This is a genomic window from Kitasatospora sp. NPDC089509 (genome assembly GCF_044749365.1).
In the GTDB taxonomy this organism is placed as follows: Bacteria; Actinomycetota; Actinomycetes; order Streptomycetales; family Streptomycetaceae; genus Kitasatospora.
Map to the genome: position 1 here is coordinate 70,627 of NZ_JBIVHS010000035.1, position 17,357 is coordinate 87,983.

Genomic DNA, 17,357 nt, shown 5'->3' on the forward strand with positions numbered 1-17,357 from the left:
CGCTCAGGTCGTAGCTGCTCACGTGGTGACCGCTCCCTGCCGGCCGGCGGGCCCGCTCCGGGCGGACCTATGTCGGATCACGGACGTCACTGCTTCGGGCAGGCTTCGGCCCGACTGCGTTCGTCGTCGGACAGCTGGGGCTGCTGGGGCTGCTCGGTCGGGGCGGCGGCCGCCGGTGGGGTGGCGTTCGGCGTCGGGGCGCCGGCGGCCGGGGCGGTCGGGGACGGGGAGGTGGTCGGCGCGGCCGTCGGGTTGCGGGGCTTCTCCCGCTCGCCCGGGGTGGCCGGGGTGGCGGCCACGAACGCGGCCTTGGTGGCCTGGCCCGGCTGGCCGCCCTGCGGGGCCGTGCCGCCGCTGCCGACGGTGGCGGCCTTCTGGCACAGCTTGGCCCAGTCCTGGAGGCCGCCCGCCGTCTTCTTGGCCTCGTCGAGGCTGCCGACCGTGATGGTCCGGTTCACCTGGGCCCGCTGGTCCTGCGGCAGCCACTTCAGCGGCGTGTCGGTGTACGAGTCGTGCACCGAGGACAGGCTCAGCCCGGCCAGGTTCTGGTTGACGCCCTGGTAGATGGCGACGTGGTCGCCGTCCTCGCCGACGTAGTACTGGTCCTGGGTCCACTGGTAGCCGAAGTACCCGGCGCCGCCGAGCAGGCCGAGGGTGACCAGGACGGCCAGCGAGACGGTCAGGCCCCGGCGCTTGCGCCTGGGGGGCTGCTCCTCGTCGAACTCCTCGGTGCCGTACACCGAGGGCTCGGCGGGGTAGCCGTAGCCGTCCTCGCCCTCGTAGCCCTCGGCGGGGCCGAAGCCGCCCTGTCCGGCGCCGTAGCCCTCGGCCGGGCCGAAGGCGCCCTGCGGGCCGCGGCCCAGGCCGGCCGCCCGGCCGGCCGGGGTGTCCGAGATCGAGTGGTCGGCGGCCGAGGACGGCGGGGTGTCGGCGACCGCGCCGACCACCACCGGGACGTCGTTGAACTGGCCGCTCATGGTGTCCGTGGCGCCCACGTCGATGACGTCCGCCACGATGCAGGTGATGTTGTCCGGACCGCCGCCGCGCAGGGCGAGCTGGATCAGCTCCTGCACGGTCTGCTCGGGCGAGTAGTAGCTGCCGAGGGTGTCCTGGAGGGTCTGGTGGCTGACCGGGCCGGAGAGGCCGTCGGAGCAGATCAGGTAGCGGTCGCCGGCCCGGACCTCGCGGATCGACAGGTCGGGCTCGACCTGGCCGCGGCCGTCCAGTGCCCGCATCAGCAGCGAGCGCTGCGGGTGGGTCTCGGCCTCCTCGGGCGTGATCCGGCCCTCGTCGACCAGCCGCTGCACCCAGGTGTGGTCCTGGGTGATCTGCACCAGCGAGCCGTCGCGCAGCAGGTAGGCGCGGGAGTCGCCGACGTGCACCATGCCCATCCGCTGGCCGGTCCACAGCATGGCGGTCAGGGTGCAGCCCATGCCCTCCAGCTGCGGGTCCTCCTCGACCATCTGCCGGAGCCGGTCGTTGGCGCCCTGGACGGCGTCACCGAGCAGGGTCAGCAGGTCGGCGCCCGGCACGTCCTCGTCCAGTCGGACGATCGAGCCGAGCACCTCGGAGGACGCGACCTCGCCGGCCGCGGCGCCGCCCATGCCGTCGGCCACGGCCAGCAGCCGCGGCCCCGCGTAGCCGGAGTCCTCGTTCCCCTCCCGGATCAGTCCCTTGTGGGAGCCGGCGGCGAAGCGCAGCACCAGGGTCATGCGGCCTGTGCCCCCCTCTGGGTCATGGACGGGATGCTGTCCCTCATGCGCTACTACTTCCGCAGTTCGATGACGGTCCTACCGATACGGATCGGCGTGCCCGGCTGGAGCGGGGTGGGCGCGGTCAGGCGCTGCCGGTCCAGATAGGTGCCGTTGGTGGAGCCTAGATCCTCGACCGTCCACTGCCCAGTCTGATCCGGATAGATCCTGGCATGCCGGGAGGACGCGAAGTCGTCGTCCAGCACGATGGTGGAGTCGTGGGCCCGGCCGAGCGTGATGGTCTGCCCCTGGAGCGCGACCGTGGTCCCGGCCAGCGAGCCCTGGACGACCACGAGCTGGGTCGGGGCGCCGCGGCGGCGGCCGCCGCCGCCCTGGGTCTGCCCCGGGCCGGCGTTGCCGGGGGCGGGTGCGGCGGCCCGGCGGGGGGGCGCGGTGGCCGCGGCGGCGTTGCCGGCCGGGGCGCCCGCGCCGGCACCGCGGCGGGAGGTGCGGGGGTTCACCTTGGTACCGAACAGGTCGCTGCGGATCACCTGGATCGCGACGATGACGAACAGCCACAGCACGGCCAGGAAGCCCAGCCGCATGACCGTGAGGGTCAGTTCTGACATGGCCGTCCCGCCAGTTGGTGAGCGAGGCGCGCGAACAACTCGGACACTACCCTTCGACCTGCCGGTAGACGATGGTGGTGGAGCCCACGACGATTCGGGAGCCGTCGCGGAGCGTAGCGCGCTGGGTGTGCTGTCCGTCCACCACGATGCCGTTGGTGGAGCCCAGGTCGAGGACCATCGAAGGGGTGCCCGGACGGATCTCGGCGTGCTTGCGGGAGACCCCGGGGTCGTCGATCCGCACGTCCGCCTCGGTCGAGCGCCCGAGCACGCAGGCCGCGCCGGTGATCTGGTGGCGGGCGCCGTTCACCTCGACCCAGCGGCGGACCGAGGCGCCGTGCCCGGCGCCCGGGAAGGCGCGGACGTTGCCGCCGGCCGGCGGGCCCGGGGGCATCGCCGGGGGCGTGGGGGGTGCGGGGGGCTGCGGGGGCGCGCCGTACTGTCCGGCGCCGGTCTGCTGCCACGGTGCGCCGGGGGCGGGTGCGGCCGGCTGGCGGTCGTAGCCGGGCTGCGGCGGGGCGTACTGCTGGGGCTCCTCGGCCGCCAGGGTGCGGCTGCGCACCCGGTACAGGCCGGTGTCCAGGTCGTCGGCCTGCTCCAGGTTCACCTGGAGCGGACCCATGAAGGTGTACCGCTGGGCCTCGGCGTACTCGCGGACCATGCCGGCGAGCTCGGTGCCGAGCTGTCCCGAGTAGGGGCTGAGCCGCTCGTGGTCGTGCGGGCTGAGCTCGACGATGAAGTCGTTCGGCACGACGGTGCGGTCGCGGTTCCAGATGCTCGCGTTGTTGTCGCACTCGCGCTGCAGAGCGCCGGCGATCTCCACGGGCTGGACCTCGGACTTGAACACCTTGGCGAAGGTGCCGTTGACGAGACCCTCCAGCCGCTGCTCGAACTTCTTCAGCATCCCCATGGGGCACCCCCTTCCAGGGTTCGTTCGCCTGCCTGCCGGTCCGGCCCCGCCGCGGAGTGCTCCTCCGCGAGGCCGGTCGTGCCTACTTGCGGTACTTCCGTACTGATCGTATCCACGCCGGGCCCTTCCGTACGGTTCCCGGACCGCGTGGTGCCGGGGGGTGGGCTCGGACACACAGGGTGACGCATTCCGGGTGCGGGACGCCAGGCGTGTCCGTCGGAACCGCCCGCCGCCGTTCGGTCGCCCGTTCGTCGCGCAGCCGTTCGGACGTGGTCGGTCTCCCCGGGAAACGGATTCGGAGCAGCCCCCCAGGTCGTGCTAATGTTTTCCACGTCGGAAGGGCCGCCCGGAAGGGAGCCGGACCGAGGAAGCGCCGAGGGCCACATGGTACCGAGCGGTTCCGAGGATCGGACGGCAAAGAAGACGACACCCATGCGCGGGTGGCGGAATAGGCAGACGCGCTGGATTCAGGTTCCAGTGCCCGAAAGGGCGTGGGGGTTCAACTCCCCCCTCGCGCACAGCGAAGCCCCGCAGATCTTCGGATCTGCGGGGCTTTCTCGTTGTCCGGACGGCCGGCCGCCCGGACCGGTGGTCGGACCGGCGATCGCACCGGGTCAGGAGGGGCTGGCCGGGAGTTCGGCGCGGACCTCGAAGCCGCCGTCCTGGGTGGGGCCGGCGGTGAGGGTGCCGCCGAGGAGCTGGGCGCGCTCGCGCAGGCCGACCAGGCCGTGGCCGCCGCCCGGCAGGATCTCGGCCGGGCGGACCGGTGGCGCCTCGTTGCGGACCTCGACCCGCAGTCGGCGGCCCTTCGCCCGGACCTTCACGTGCACCACCGCCTCCGGCGCGTACTTGGTGATGTTGGTGAGCGCCTCCTGGACCGTCCGGTAGGCGGCCCGCTCGACCGCCTCCGGCCACGGGCGGTCACCCGGGTTCAGTTCGGTGTCGGCGGTCAGGCCGCTCTCCTCGATCAGCCGGGGCAGGTCGGCCAGCCGGGGCTGCGGGGCGAGCGGGGCGTCCGGCCGCGGTCCGCCGGTGCCGCGCAGCACCCCGACCATCTGGCGCAGCTCGTCCAGGGTCCGTACGGACAGTTCGCGGATGGTGCGGGCGACGGTCGCGGCGGCCGGGTCGGCGGTGCTCACCTGGAGCGCGCCGGCCTGGATGCTGATCAGGCTGACCTGGTGCGAGACCACGTCGTGCATCTCCCGGGCCAGTCGGCCGCGCTCGCTGATCAGCACCCGTTCGGCGAGCAGCCGGCTCTCCCGCTCCTGGCCGCGGGTCAGCTCGTCCAGGCGGGCGGCCAGTTCCCGGCGGGTGCGGGAGAGCAGGCCGGTGGCGGCCGGGCCGGCGGCCAGCATCACGGCCTGGATGGCGTCCAGGGCGGTGCTCCGGCTGAGGTCGATCAGTGGGTTCGGCAGCGGCCAGTGGAAGAAGTCGACCAGGGTGAACAGCGCCGCGCAGGGGAACAGCACCCGGGGTCTGGGGCGCTCGCTGGCCACCGTGTAGACGGCGGTGATCGGGGCCAGCCAGATCGCCTCGACCCAGGTGCCGGGCATGGTGAGCAGCAGCACCGCCACCGGGAAGCGGCGGCGCCAGAACAGCGCGACGGCGGCCAGTGTGGAGAGCGTCACCTGCCACCAGGTGGCGTCCCGGGCCACCAGCGCGGCGTCCAGCAGGGAGTACAGGACGGGCAGCAGCAGCATCAGCCAGGGGGCGGTGCACCAGGCCGGCAGCCGGCGGGACGGCAGCTGGTCGGCGGCCGTCATGCCCCGTCGCCGGGCTTGGGCCGCACCAGGCCGGCCCGGTGGGCGAGCACCGCGGCCTGCACCCGGTTGGCGGCGCCGAGCTTCCCGAGGATCGCGCTGATGTGGTCCTTGACCGTGCCGGTGCCGAGGAAGAGCCGGTCGGCGATCTCGGCGTTGGACAGGCCCTCGCCGAGCAGGGCGAGCACGTCGAGCTCCCGGCCGGTCAGGGTGCGGGCCAGCACGGTGGCCTCGGCGTCCGGGCCGCCGCCGTCCACGTAGCCGCCGATCACGGTGCGGGTGACGGTCGGGGAGAGGATGTTGCCGCCGGCCGCGAGCACCCGGACGGCGTGCACCAGCTGCTCGGGGGCGGTGTCCTTGAGCAGGAAGCCGGTCGCGCCGGCCCGCAGCGCGGTGCCGATGTACTCGTCGCTGTCGAAGGTGGTGAGCATCGCGACGGCGGGCGGGTCGGGCAGGGCGCGCAGTCGGCGCAGCACGGAGATGCCGTCCAGGTCCGGCATCCGGATGTCGAGCAGCACCACGTGCGGGCGCAGGCGGTGGACGTGCTCCTCGGCCTGCCCGCCGGAGCAGTCGCCGACCACCTCCAGGTCGGGGGCGGACCCGACGATCAGGCCGAGGCCCGAACGGACCAGGATCTCGTCGTCGACGATCAGCACGCGGGTGGTGGTGATGGTGCCTCCTCGGTTCGGGCGGCCGGGTTCGGTCGGTCCGCGGGGGTCGCTTTTGAGGGTAGGGGTAGCCGGTGCGGGGCGCCGAACCCGTGCGGGATCGGCACCCCCGCCGAACGGCGGGGGTGGGAATCCGCTACCCGGTTCACGCAATTCTCAGGAATGGTGCGGAACCATGGAGTTGGCTGCCTTTTTCCGGCCTGCCGCTCGAAGCGGGCGGTCGGTGGGCGGGGGCGGCCGGTCAGTCCGTCGGGCCCGTGCGGGCGCCCGGCGCCGGGCCGTGTGCGGATGCGCCCCACCATCTGATCGTTTGGAATTGAGTCGTGTCGTCCATTGTGAAGTCGGAGCCGTCCGCAACCTCCGCCGGTCCGCGGCCCACCGGGCCGCTCGACCGCTGGCGCCCCAGGGCCGCCGCCGCATCCGTCTGGTACCTCCGGCTGCTGGCGCTGCTGAACGTGACCACCGTGCTGCTGGTGCCGTGGCGCAACCAGGTCTCGGAGCACAACGAGGGTGAGTACTTCACCCCGTACCTGATGACCTCCGGTCTGGCCGCGGCGGTGCTCTCGATCTTCCTCGCGGTCGCGATGCGGCGCCGCAAGCGGGCCGCGTGGATCTTCAACGCGGCGCTCGGCAGCCTTTTCGCCGTGCTCTACCTGGCGGCCATGGTGCTGCCCGGCGAGCGCTTCAACAAGCACCCGCTCAACTACATCTCCACCATCCTGACCTGCCTGTTCGTGCTGGCGCTGCTGATCGGGCGGAAGGAGTTCACCTCCAAGGGCGACCGCTCCAACCCGAAGACCGCGGCGGCCACCTTCGTCGGCGGGCTGTTCTTCGGCGGCGCGGTCGGCGCGCTGCTGGTCTGGCTGACCAACGAGCTGGACGGCGCCGGCTGGTGGGACCTCTTCCGCTACTCGGTCGGCCGGATGATCACCATCACCCCGACCGAGCACCTGCGCTCCGTGATCGCCGCCCCGACCTGGGTGAACGCGGCGATCAACGCGATGGGCGCGGTGCTGTTCCTGCTGGTGCTCTACGTGGCCTTCCGCAGCCCGCGCGGCAAGGAACTGCTCAACCCCGAGGACGAGGCCAAGCTTCGCGGCCTGCTGGACAAGCAGGGCGAGCGGGACTCGCTGGGCTACTTCGCGCTGCGCCGGGACAAGGCGGTGGTCTTCTCCCCCAGCGGCAAGGCGGCGGTGACCTACCGGGTGATCGGCGGGGTCTCGCTGGCCTCGGGCGACCCGATCGGCGACCCGGAGGCCTGGCCGGGGGCGATCGAGGCCTGGCTGTCCGAGGCCCGCGAGCACGCCTGGGCGCCGGCCGTGATGGGCGCCTCCGAGGAGGCCGGGGTGATCTACGCCCGGCACGGCCTGGACGCGCTGGAACTGGGCGACGAGGCGATCGTCGAGCTGGACGAGTTCTCGCTGGACGGCCGGGCGATGCGGGTGGTCCGGCAGGCGTACAACCGGGTCAAGCGGGCCGGGTACACGGTGCGGATCCGCCGCCACGAGGACATCTCCGAGGCGGAGATGGCGGCGCTGGTGGCCAAGGCCGACGAGTGGCGCGACGGGGCGACCGAGCGCGGCTTCTCGATGGCGCTGGGCCGGCTCGGCGACCCGGGCGACGGCCGCTGCGTGATGCTGGAGTGCAGTGACGGCGAGGGCGAGCTCAAGGCGCTGCTGAGCTTCGTCCCGTGGGGCCCGGACGGGCTCTCGCTGGACCTGATGCGCCGGGCCCGGGACACCGAGAACGGCCTGATGGAGTTCATGGTGATCGAGCTGCTGCAGCGCGCCGAGGAGGTCGGGCTGAAGCGGGTCTCGCTGAACTTCGCGATGTTCCGCTCGGTCTTCGAGCGCGGCTCGCGACTCGGCGCCGGCCCGGTGCTGCGGCTGTGGCGCTCCGTCCTCGGGTTCTTCTCGCGCTGGTGGCAGATCGAATCGCTGTACCGCGCGAACGCCAAGTACCGGCCGATCTGGGAACCGCGGTACCTGCTGTTCGAGAAGAGCAGCGAGATTCCGCGGATCGGCATCGCGAGCGCGCGCGCCGAGGGATTCATCGTCGCGCCGAGCCTGCCCGCCCTGTTCCGTCGTCGGCACACCGGGCCCACCGTGGTGGCGCCCCGGGTGCCGGTGTCGGCGCGGGACGGGAAGGGGTAGCCCTCCGTCGGGGGGCGGAGGGGGGCCATCGGCCATAAGGGGGGTCCGGAGGGGGGATCCTTCTCCCTCCTGAGGATGACCTCGATCCCCATCCATGCCGATGTGGATTTGTTAACAGGCTTCTAATGTTGGAGTAGCTGACGAGTTCGGGGATTCAGGAGAAACGGTTGTGATTCACAGGACCCACGCGGGGGGCGTGCGAAAGGGGCCGCTGACGCGAGTCAGAGCGGCCGCTGTCGCCGAGTGGGGAACGTTGTACCTGACGGTCCGGGAAGCGGTGCTGCGCAAGCGGTTCGCGGCCTTCCCGCTGGCCACGGTGGCGACGTTTCTGATCCTGCTGTTCAGCATCGTCCAGCACCTGCCGGGCGGCGAGCGCTTCGTCAACCACATCGGGGTGGTGCGGGCCTCGCTGCCACTGGACGTCTCGCTGCTGCGCACTCCGCTGTCGCTGTACGTGCCGGCGCTGGACCTGCCGGTCTGGGGGGCGCTGGCCCAGGTGTTCGTGGTGTTCGCGATCGCCGAGGTGGTGCTCGGGCGACGGATGACCCTGGTGGTCGCCTACGCCTGCACCCTGGCGGGCACGCTGTTCGCCCGGGTCGGGGTGGCGATCGGGCCGGGCCACGTGTTCGGCTTCCCGAAGTGGGTCGCCTACGTGCGGGACACCGGGCCGTCGGCCGCCGTGGTGGCGCTGGCGATCTGCATCGCGTTCCGCACCCGGGCCTGGTTCACCGCCGGCACGGTGGTCGTCCTGATGGTCGGCGAGGCGGTCGTGCTGCCGAACCTGGCCGGTCTGGAGCACGTGGTCGCGGTGATCACCGCGCTGCTGATCGCCGTCTCGGTCGAGGTCTTCGGGGACTTCTGGCCGCGGGTGCTGGCCGGGGTCGGCGCCGCCACCTCGGTGGCCACCGCCGCCTCCCGGGAGGTCGCGGCGGAGGCCCGGCGTCGTTCGGCGGGGGCCCTCATCCCCTGAGCCGCACTCCCTCCCGTCCGTCGGCCGCGTACCGGATGTCTCCGGTGCGCGGCCGTCACACGTGCGGGAGGGGCAGCTCGAACCAGACGACCTTGCCCACCGCCTTGCGGGCGGTGCCCCAGTGCTCGGCGAGCTTGGCGACCAGGGTGAGGCCGCGGCCGGTCTCGCCGAGCTGCTCGGCCGGCTCCAGCGAGGGCAGGTTGTGGTTGTCGTCGCTGACCTCGACCATCAGCTTGTCCACCCGGATCAGCTGGAGCTGCACCCGGTCCCGGGCGACCCGGACGGCGTTCGTGACCAGCTCGCTGACCAGCAGCTCGGTGGTGTCGCTGAGCGCCTCCAGGTGCCAGGCGGCCAGCTGCTCGCGGACCAGCGAACGGGCCCGGCGGACCTCGCGCTGGTCCACGGTGAGGTCCCAGGTGGCCACCTCGGTCGGGGCGACCCCGTCGAAGCGGGCCACCAGCAGGGCGACGTCGTCCTTGCGGTCGTCCGAGTGCAGCCGCCGCAGCACCTCGTCGCAGGCCTGCTCGGGGCTCTGCTGGGGGTCGATCAGGTTGCCGCAGAGCGCGGCCAGGCCGGCTCCTATGTCCCCGCCGCGGACCTCGACCAGTCCGTCGGTGCAGAGCACCAGCATCGAACCGTCCGAGACGTCGATGGTCTTGGCGACGAACGGCACCCCGCCGACGCCGATCGGGGCGCCGGCCGGGATCTCCAGCAGCTCCCCGGTGCCGTCCGGGTGCACCAGGACGGGTGGCACGTGGCCGGCGCTGGCCAGTTCGCAGGTGCGGTTGATCGGGTCGTAGACCGCGTACAGGCAGGTGGCCAGGTGGTCGTCGCCGAGCTTCTGGGCCAGGTTGTCCAGGTGCCGCAGCAGCTGGCCGGGCGGCAGGTCGAGGGCGGCCAGGGTCTGCATCGCGGTGCGGAAGCGGCCCATCGCGGCGGCCGAGTGGATGCCGTGGCCCATCACGTCGCCGACCACCAGGGCTACCCGGCTGCCGGGCAGCTGGATCGCGTCGAACCAGTCGCCGCCGACCTCCGCCTTCGGATCGCCGGGCAGGTAGCGGTGGGCGATCTGCACGCCGGGGATCTGCGGCGGCCGGGTCGGGATCATCGAGCGCTGCAGGGTGGTGGCGACCCTGGCCTCGGCGCGGTGCAGCCGGGCGTTGTCCAGCGACAGCGCGGCCCGGACCGCCAGCTCCTTCAGGGTCGCGGCGTCGCTCTCGTCGAAGGGGGCGCGGTCCGGCAGCCGGAGCAGCTTGAGGATGCCCAGCACGGTGCCCCGGGCGGACAGCGGGACCACCAGCATCGAGCGGCCGGAGACCACCGGGGCCAGCCGGGCGCCGCCGAGCGCGATCGCGTAGTCGACCGCGACGTCCGCGCTGACCACCGGGACCAGCACCGGCTGGTTCAGCTGCAGGGCCATCCCGGGCGGGGTCCGGCGCGGCATGCTGACCAGCGAGCCCTCGGAGAGCACGTGGTCCCAGGCGCCGCCGGCCTCGTTGAAGACCAGGGCGACCCGGCGCAGCATGGTGTCGTCGTCCGGGCGGGCGACCGGCAGCTCGGAGTCCGAGATCAGGCCGTCGACGAGGTCCACGCAGGCGAAGTCGGCGACCCGGGGGACCAGCACCTGGCACAGCTCGTGGGCGGTGAAGCCTAGGTCCAGGGTGGTGCCGACCTTGCCGCCGACCTCGTTCAGCAGGGCCAGCTGCTCGCCGGCCTGCCCGTTGGTGAGGAACGGGCTCAGCCGGCCGCTCGACGGCGCCTCGGCACCGGCGGGGACGGCGCCGGGCGGGGCCTGGTCGGCGCGGCGCGGCGGGAGGCCGTGGACGGACGACTCGACGGCGGCCTGCTGCTCGATGGCGGCTCCTCCTCCGGTGCGTGGGGGCGCCTCCCGGACGGGGGCGGGGGACGGGGCGGGGCGGGCGGGGGCTTCGCGCCGTCTCGACTCGGGGGCGGCCGGTGACTGGGCGGCCGGTGACTGCGCGGCCGGTGTCTGGGCCGTCGGTGTCTGGGCGGCCGGTTCGGGCGGGACCGGTTCGCGCTGGGCGGGCAGCGGGCCGAGCGGGCGGCGGCCCGGTGCGGAGTGCTCGGCCTGGGGCGGCGGACCGAGCCGGGCGGCGCGCTGCTGGGGCGTCGGGTAGCGGCGGCCCAGGCCGGCGGCCACGTGCGCGGTGCCGGTCTGCGGGTCGGAGGGCAGCACCGGCAGCACGGTGACCGGGTCCAGCCGCAGGGCCGGCAGCCCGCCCGGGGCCACCGCCGCGTGCAGCGCGGCCCGGTGGGCGGCGGGCAGCAGCCGGGCCAGCGGCTCGGGCAGCTCGGCGACGGGCCGGGTGAGGGCGGCGGACAGCTCGTGGAAGCCGCCCCGGGCGGCGGGCGCGGCCGCGAACGGCAGCAGCCGCTCGCCGAGCGCCAGCCGGGGCCCGGTGGTGCGCAGCGGACGGGCGTCCGCGGCGAGGGCGAGCAGCCCGCCGGACGGGCCGGGCAGCGGGTAGGCCCACCAGAGCACGTCGCGCCGGTGCTCCTCGCGGTCGGTCACGGTCAGCCGACCGGCCCAGGGGCGGCCGGCGGCGGTCAGCTCGGCCAGGGTGTCCAGGGCGTCGCAGCGTCGGCGGACCGCGCAGCGGTCGAGCACCCGGGACTCCAGGGCGGGCAGCAGGCCGGAGGCCGGGCGGTCGGTGACGGCCTCGGCGCGGTGCCCGAAGAGTTCCTCGGCGGCCCGGCTCCACAGGGCGATCCGGCCGCTCCGGTCGACCAGTACGAGGGCGAGGCGGACCAGGGCGGCCACTCCGGTCGGAGGGTCGCCCGGCGCGGTCCCGGCGCCCGCCGGCAGCGGTGTGGAGTTGGACTCGGCCACCATGGATTCGGTCTGCTCCCGCCTGGCCGCCACGCCTGGAGGCGACCGTCTCTCCGGAGGAAGGCACGCTGTGCGGATACCAGCGAAGCACGGACCGGGCCGGGCTCGACACCGAAACGGGGAGATTCATCAGGATCGGTTGCGTGTCATGTGCCGCGCGCCGGTTCGTACGCCCGCTTCACCCGGACGGAGCCTCGGAACGCGGCGGTAGGGTGGCAGGCCGGGCCGCCCGTGCGGCGGCTCCGCAGGACCCAGCCGGCCGGACGAGACAGAGGCGAGATCGTGACCGCGGAGAGCCCCGTTCGCTGGACGGACCCGGAGCAGCAGGAGCTGGAGGAGCGGGTCGCCGCGGCCGAGCTCGCCTGGCTGACCATGGACGTCGACGTGCAGACGCTGCGGGTCGAGATCGACAACTTCGCCCTGATCCACCACCAGCTGCTCGGCCCGCTGTACGCCCGGCTGGACGAGCTCGACGCGCTGGTCGCCGAGGCCGTCGCGGCCCGCACCGGCGACCCCGAGGACCGGCGCCGGGCCGCCGAGGCGCGCCGACAGGTCGAGGAGCTGCCCGACCTGGACGCGCTGTTCGACTCCGTCCGGGAGAACCGGGAGAATCGGGCCGGCGAGGGGGCCGACGAGGTCGCCCCGCCGCCGCCCGCGGCCCCGGCCCGGGTCCGGCCGGGGAAGGAGGCCCAGCGGATCTACCGCGAGCTGGTCCGCCGCGCCCACCCGGACCTGACCACCGACCGGGACGAGCAGCAGCGCCGGGCGGACTTCCTGGTCCGGGTCAACGAGGCCTACGCGTACGGGGACGCCGCCGCGCTGGCGGACCTGTCCGCCGAGTGGTCCACCGCGCCGGAGGCCGCGCCCGCCGTGGACTCCCCCGACCGGCTGGGCTGGCTGCGCCGCCGGCTGGACTGGCTGACCGCCAAGATCACCGAGACCGCCACCGAGCAGGTCCGACTGGAGCAGACCCCGATGGGTCAGCTGCTCCTCCTCGCCCCGCAGGACCCGGACCGGCTGCTGGAACAGCTCGCCGAGGAGCTGCTGGCCAAGGCCGCCGCCCAGCAGGCCGAGCTGGAGCGGCTGCTCGGTGCCCACGGGGCGCCGGCGGTGGGCGAGAATGGCACCGATCCGTACCGAGCCCAGGAGAGCCACACGATGTTCGCGCAGATCCCCACCACCGACGCCGCCTCCGTGCCGGCTGACGCCGCCCTGCTGGACGTGCGCGAGCAGGACGAGTGGGACGCCGGCCACGTGGACGGCGCGCTGCACATCCCGATCGGCGAGGTGATCGCCCGGATCGGTGAGCTGCCGGACGAGAAGCTGTACGTGCTCTGCCGGGTCGGCGGCCGCTCCGCGCAGGTCGTCCAGTACCTGGTGCAGCAGGGCCGGGAAGCGGTGAACGTGGACGGCGGGATGTACGCCTGGGAGGGCGCGGGCCGTCCGATGGTCAGCAGCACCGGTCAGGCGGCCTTCGTCCTGTAGGGCGCGGCGCCCGGCCGGTGACGGGTAGGGCAGGATGGGCGCGCGACGCGCCGGTGCCGGCCGGCGGCGCGCCGATCGGGCGGGGGCCCATGACGGAGAGTACGGACCGGGCCGCCCCCGGACGCGTCTGGTCGGGGCCCGCCCAGCTGGTCCTCGGGCTGGCCGCCGCGGTGCTGGTGACCGGCACCGGACTCTTCCTGGCCGCGGTGTTCCTGCACGTCGCGCCCGCCAACACGCTGTCCCGGCAGTACCAGGCCGAGGTCGACGGGGTGGTGTACCCGGAGTTCGAGCAGAACTGGAAGCTGTTCGCGCCCAACCCGCTGCAGCAGAACGCGTACGTCGACGCCCGGGTGCGCACCGTCGCGGACGGCGGCGCCACCCGGACCCGGGACTGGATCGGGCTGACCGCCCGGGACATCGCCGCGATCCGGGACAACCCGGCGCCCAGCCACGTCGACCAGAACCTGCTGCGCCGCGCCTGGGACTTCTACGACGGCTCGCACGACCCGCAGGACGAGCGGCTCACCAACCCGCGCGGTCGGCTCGCCGAGGAGTACCTCAAGCGGATCGCGCTGCAGCGGATCGGGCGGACGGTGGACGGCGAGCGGGTCCTGGAGATCGAGTTCCGGGTGACCACCGCCATCGTGCCGCCACCGACCTGGAGCGGGGAGGCCGCGCCGCCCGCGCCCACGGTGCGGGAGCTGCCGTGGTGGCCGGTCGGGGACGAGGACTACCGGGGGTTGGGGTGAACGAGGCTTCGGCGCCGGTCGATCCGGTCGATCCGGTCGGGCCGATTGATTCGGTCGGGCCGGTGACGGCGAGCACGGTGGACGGGATCCCGCGGCAGGGCGGGCCGTGGTCCGCCGCCGCGCCGGCCGTCGCGGTGCCGCCCGCCGCCGTGCCGTCGGCGCGCGGGCCGGTGGCGGTCCTCGGGCGGGCGATGGCGGCGTTCACCGGGCGGGCGCTCGGACGGCACCAGGCCGCGGCGGTGCGGATCGGCTTCGGGCTGGTCTGGCTCGCCTACCTGCTGCGCGAGTGGCCCAACCGCCGGGTGCTGTACGGCGACCGCTCGCCCTGGTCGACCGGGCTCGCCCGGCAGCTGCTGGCCGACAACGGGGCGTTCACCGTGCTGCCCTGGTTCGGCGGGCGGCCCTGGTTCGAACTGGTCTACCTGCTCGCCGTGCTGGCCGCCCTGGCGGTGCTGCTGGGCTGGCGGACCAGGGCGGCCACGGTGCTGTTCCTGGTCACCGTGCTGTCGCTGCAGAACCGCAACGTCTTCCTCGGCGACGGCGGGGACAACATCGTCCACCTGATGGCGGTCTACCTGGTCTTCACCCGCTGCGCCGAGGTCTGGTCGCTGGACGCGCGACGGCCCCGGCCGGGCCGGGCCGGAGTGGTGCTCTGGGTGGTGCTCGGTGCGGCGCTGGCGGTCTGTCAGGCCGGTGACTTCTCCGGGGACAGCCTCACCTGGACCGCACCGACCTTCCCGTACCTCGGATGGGCGCCGCTGTTCTGGGGGCTCTGGGCGGTGGCCGGGCTCTGGTGGGTGCTCGGCCGGCTGCGGCCGGAGGGTGAGCCGCGGGCGGTGCTCGACGCGCTGGCGAACATGGTGCACAACTGCGCGATGCTGGTGATCGCCGTCGAGGTGGTGCTGGTCTACGCCACGGCCGGCTGGTACAAGGTGCAGGGCTCGCGCTGGCAGGACGGCACGGCGCTGTACTACCCGCTGCACCTGGACTACTTCACCCCCTGGCCCGGGCTGTCCGGGCTGTTCGGTGCGGCCCTGCTGCCGGTCTTCCTGATCTCGTACGGCACGGTGATCCTCCAGGTCGGCTTCCCGTTCACGCTGCTCAACCGGCGGGTCAAGAACGTGCTGCTGGCGGTGCTGATGGTCGAACACCTCGGGATAGCGGTGGTGCTCGGGCTGCCGGTGTTCTCGCTCGCGATGGTCGCGGCGGACGCGGTGTTCCTGCCGACCGGGGCACTGCTCTGGGCGGCGGCGCGGCTCGACCGGGTACGGCGGCGGATGGTGCGGGCCCCCGCCGCCTAGGATGTCGGTATGTCCTGGTTCGCCGCCCTTCGCGACACCGCGCGGACCGGACTCACCCTGGACCGGGCGCTCACCGACCCCAAGCGGGCGCTGCGCGGCGCCGTCGCCGTGGCGCTGGTGCTCTTCCCCACCCTCGCCCTGGGCGGGGTCGGGCTCGCCACCTCGGCCGCGATGGGCGCGTTCATCGCCGGCTCGGCCACCTTCCAGCGCAGCTTCCGGCCCCGCGCCAGCCTGGCCGTGGCCGCCGGGGTCGGGCTCGGGGTCAGCACCTTCCTCGGCTACCTGGCGGCCGGGGTGTACGGGCTGTTCCCGGTGCTGCTCGCGGTGTGGGCCTTCGGCGCGGGCCTCGCCTGGGCGATCGGGCCGACCGCCGGAGTGGTCACCGCCAACACCCTCTCGGTGATGCTGATCGTGGTCCAACTCCCGGTCAGCGCGACCGCGGCGCTCGGCCACGGGCTGGTCGCCACGCTCGGCGGGGTCGTCCAGGCCGTCGTCATCACCCTCTGGCCGATCGGGAGTTGGACCGCCCAGCGGGCCGCCCTCGCCGACACCTACGCCGAACTCGCCGACTACGCGCGCCGGTTGCGGCAGGACCCGACCGCGCACGTGGACCCCGAACCGTTCATGACCGCCCGGTACGCCTCCGCCGTGACCCCCTGGCAGGACCGCCACCGGCCGCCCGAACTGCGCGGCCTGCGCGGCCTCGCCGAACGCATCCGCCCCACCCTCGCCGCGCTCGCCGACCCCAAGGTGGGCGCCCCCGAGGAGGGCCCGGAACGCGACCGGGCCCGCGAGGTGCTGGCCGCCGCCGCCGAGGTGATGGACGCCCTCGCCCGGGCCGTCCGCACCGGCGACCCGGTCCGGCTTCCCCGCTCGGCGCCGACGCTGACCCTCGTCCGGCCGGACCAGGGCGTGCAGCTCCAGGGCGCGGCGCGGCGCTCGGCCCGGCGGCTGGGCGGCCTGCTGCGCAAGGCCGCGGACACCCTGGACCGCGGCGACGAGGACACCATCACCACGCCGGTGGTCGGGGCCGGCGGGGCGCTGCACAAGCCGTCGATCTCCCGGATGCTGCCGGTCGCGCTGCGGGCCGTGCGGCGGCAGCTGCGGCCGCGCTCGGCGATCTTCCAGCACGCCGTCCGGCTGGCCGCGGTGGTCACCGGCGCCTACCTGCTGGCCCGGCTGGCCGGGTTCCACCACGGGTACTGGGCGCCGATGACCGCGGCCATGGTGATGCGGCCGGACTTCGCCCAGACCTACAGCCGGGGCGTCGCCCGGCTGGCCGGGACGGTGGTCGGGGTCGCCGTCTCCACGCTGGTGGTGCAGTTGACCCACCCGGGCGAATGGGTGCTCGCCGCGCTGGCCGTCCTCTGCATCGGCGGGGCCTACCTGGCGTTCCGGACCGGGTACGCGCTGACCACGGTCGGGATCTCCTCGTACGTGGTGTTCCTGCTCGGGCTGCAGGCCGGGGACCCGCTGCAGACGGCCTTCGAGCGGGTCGGACTCACCCTGCTCGGCGGATCGCTGGCGCTGCTGACGTACGCGCTGTTCCCGACCTGGCAGACCGCCCGGCTCGGGGAGCGGCTCGCCGAGTGGCTGGCGGCGGCCGGACGGTACGCGGCGGCCGTCGTCGCCTGTTACGAGCAGCCGGCCACGCCGCGGGGGCGGGTGGTGCGGTCGGCGCTGCTGGACTCGCGGGAGGCGCGGTCCGAGCTGCTCCAGGCGATGCAGCGGGCGGACGCCGAACCGGGGCGGCACGAGTCCGGGCTGACCGGGGTGAGCCGGCGGCAGATCGACCGGGCGCGGGCGGCGGTGGGGCACCTGGGGCGGGCGGCCGTGCTGCTGGAGGCGCATCTGCCGGCCGCCGACGCGGAGCCCGTGCCGGGGGCGGCGGAGTACGCGGAGGAGCTGCGGTTGGCGACGGCGTTGGCGGCGGGGGCGTTGCTGACGGGGCGGCCGGTGGAGTTCGGGGCGGTGCGGGAGGCGCAGGCGCGGTTGGAGGTGGGGTTGGAGGCGGGGGCGGCGGGGGTGCAGCGGGATGTGGTGCGGGCGGGGACGCGGTTGGTGGGGGTGGCCCTTCGGGATCTGGAGCGGGCGTTGCGGGGGTCTTCTTCGGGGGGCTCTCGGGAGGGTGGGTGAGGCCGGGGGCGGTTCCGGGGGTGGGTGCTCCGGGGGCTGGGTGATTTTCGGACTGCC

Annotated in this window: 12 protein-coding genes and 1 tRNA gene; 7 read left to right on the forward strand and 6 right to left on the reverse strand. The window is 74.2% G+C overall.

Annotated features, from left to right (window positions below; genetic code table 11):
• Window positions 1-86: 86 nt before the first annotated feature.
• Genes ACIP4P_RS41435 through ACIP4P_RS41445 form a run of 3 tightly spaced genes read right to left on the reverse strand, consistent with a single transcriptional unit; the run spans window position 87 to window position 3,227 of the window.
• Window positions 87-1,712: a PP2C family protein-serine/threonine phosphatase gene (locus ACIP4P_RS41435; RefSeq protein WP_400928477.1), complete on the reverse strand. Its 1,626-nt coding sequence runs from the start codon at window positions 1,710-1,712 to the stop codon at window positions 87-89.
• Between the two features lie 53 nt (window positions 1,713-1,765).
• Entirely contained in the window at window positions 1,766-2,320 is a 555-nt protein-coding gene (locus ACIP4P_RS41440; protein ID WP_350515667.1) for an FHA domain-containing protein, read from the reverse strand.
• Window positions 2,321-2,366: 46 nt separating this feature from the next.
• Window positions 2,367-3,227 carry a DUF3662 and FHA domain-containing protein gene (locus ACIP4P_RS41445; RefSeq protein WP_350515666.1) on the reverse strand — a complete coding sequence of 287 codons (861 nt, stop codon included), beginning with the start codon at window positions 3,225-3,227 and terminating at the stop codon, window positions 2,367-2,369.
• A gap of 434 nt (window positions 3,228-3,661) precedes the next feature.
• Between ACIP4P_RS41445 and ACIP4P_RS41450 the strand changes: the two genes are divergently transcribed.
• Window positions 3,662-3,745, forward strand: a tRNA-Leu gene (locus ACIP4P_RS41450).
• Window positions 3,746-3,841: 96 nt separating this feature from the next.
• Here ACIP4P_RS41450 and ACIP4P_RS41455 read toward each other — a convergent pair.
• Together ACIP4P_RS41455 and ACIP4P_RS41460 are read right to left on the reverse strand one after the other, a co-directional pair.
• A complete protein-coding gene (locus tag ACIP4P_RS41455) occupies window positions 3,842-4,990 on the reverse strand; it encodes a sensor histidine kinase (RefSeq protein ID WP_400928483.1) in 1,149 nt (382 codons plus the stop codon).
• Entirely contained in the window at window positions 4,987-5,637 is a 651-nt protein-coding gene (locus ACIP4P_RS41460; RefSeq protein ID WP_350515723.1) for a response regulator transcription factor, read from the reverse strand. Before ACIP4P_RS41460 ends, ACIP4P_RS41455 begins: the two co-directional genes overlap by 4 nt.
• Window positions 5,638-5,987: 350 nt before the next feature.
• On the opposite strand from ACIP4P_RS41460, the gene ACIP4P_RS41465 reads away from it, so the two are divergent.
• Both ACIP4P_RS41465 and ACIP4P_RS41470 read left to right on the forward strand, forming a co-directional pair.
• Complete coding sequence (locus ACIP4P_RS41465; RefSeq protein ID WP_400928516.1) at window positions 5,988-7,808, forward strand: phosphatidylglycerol lysyltransferase domain-containing protein; 1,821 nt, start codon at window positions 5,988-5,990, stop codon at window positions 7,806-7,808.
• Window positions 7,809-8,061: 253 nt separating this feature from the next.
• Entirely contained in the window at window positions 8,062-8,778 is a 717-nt protein-coding gene (locus ACIP4P_RS41470; RefSeq protein ID WP_350515664.1) for a hypothetical protein, read from the forward strand.
• Window positions 8,779-8,833: 55 nt separating this feature from the next.
• Here the strand turns inward: ACIP4P_RS41470 and ACIP4P_RS41475 are convergent, their stop codons facing one another.
• Window positions 8,834-11,662 carry a SpoIIE family protein phosphatase gene (locus tag ACIP4P_RS41475; RefSeq protein WP_400928487.1) on the reverse strand — a complete coding sequence of 943 codons (2,829 nt, stop codon included), beginning with the start codon at window positions 11,660-11,662 and terminating at the stop codon, window positions 8,834-8,836.
• Between the two features lie 249 nt (window positions 11,663-11,911).
• Here ACIP4P_RS41475 and ACIP4P_RS41480 point away from each other — a divergent pair, with 249 nt between their 5' ends.
• The 4 genes from ACIP4P_RS41480 to ACIP4P_RS41495 all read left to right on the forward strand — a co-directional run bounded on the left by ACIP4P_RS41480 (window position 11,912) and on the right by ACIP4P_RS41495 (window position 17,300).
• Window positions 11,912-13,114 (forward strand): rhodanese-like domain-containing protein, encoded by a 1,203-nt coding sequence (locus ACIP4P_RS41480; protein WP_400928490.1) that lies wholly within the window; start codon window positions 11,912-11,914, stop codon window positions 13,112-13,114.
• Window positions 13,115-13,203: 89 nt separating this feature from the next.
• Complete coding sequence (locus tag ACIP4P_RS41485; RefSeq protein WP_400928493.1) at window positions 13,204-13,863, forward strand: DUF5819 family protein; 660 nt, start codon at window positions 13,204-13,206, stop codon at window positions 13,861-13,863.
• A 62-nt stretch (window positions 13,864-13,925) separates the two neighbouring features.
• Complete coding sequence (locus ACIP4P_RS41490) at window positions 13,926-15,164, forward strand: HTTM domain-containing protein (protein WP_400928496.1); 1,239 nt, start codon at window positions 13,926-13,928, stop codon at window positions 15,162-15,164.
• A 9-nt stretch (window positions 15,165-15,173) separates the two neighbouring features.
• Window positions 15,174-17,300 carry an FUSC family protein gene (locus ACIP4P_RS41495; RefSeq protein WP_400928498.1) on the forward strand — a complete coding sequence of 709 codons (2,127 nt, stop codon included), beginning with the start codon at window positions 15,174-15,176 and terminating at the stop codon, window positions 17,298-17,300.
• Window positions 17,301-17,357 lie beyond the last annotated feature (57 nt).

Coding starts and splice junctions, on each gene's coding strand:
- ACIP4P_RS41435 (WP_400928477.1), bottom strand. CDS start 1,712: ATGACCCTGGTGCTGCGCTTCGCCGCCGGCTCCCACAAGGGACTGATC.
- ACIP4P_RS41440 (WP_350515667.1), bottom strand. CDS start 2,320: ATGTCAGAACTGACCCTCACGGTCATGCGGCTGGGCTTCCTGGCCGTG.
- ACIP4P_RS41445 (WP_350515666.1), bottom strand. CDS start 3,227: ATGGGGATGCTGAAGAAGTTCGAGCAGCGGCTGGAGGGTCTCGTCAAC.
- ACIP4P_RS41455 (WP_400928483.1), bottom strand. CDS start 4,990: ATGACGGCCGCCGACCAGCTGCCGTCCCGCCGGCTGCCGGCCTGGTGC.
- ACIP4P_RS41485 (WP_400928493.1), top strand. CDS start 13,204: ATGACGGAGAGTACGGACCGGGCCGCCCCCGGACGCGTCTGGTCGGGG.
- ACIP4P_RS41495 (WP_400928498.1), top strand. CDS start 15,174: ATGTCCTGGTTCGCCGCCCTTCGCGACACCGCGCGGACCGGACTCACC.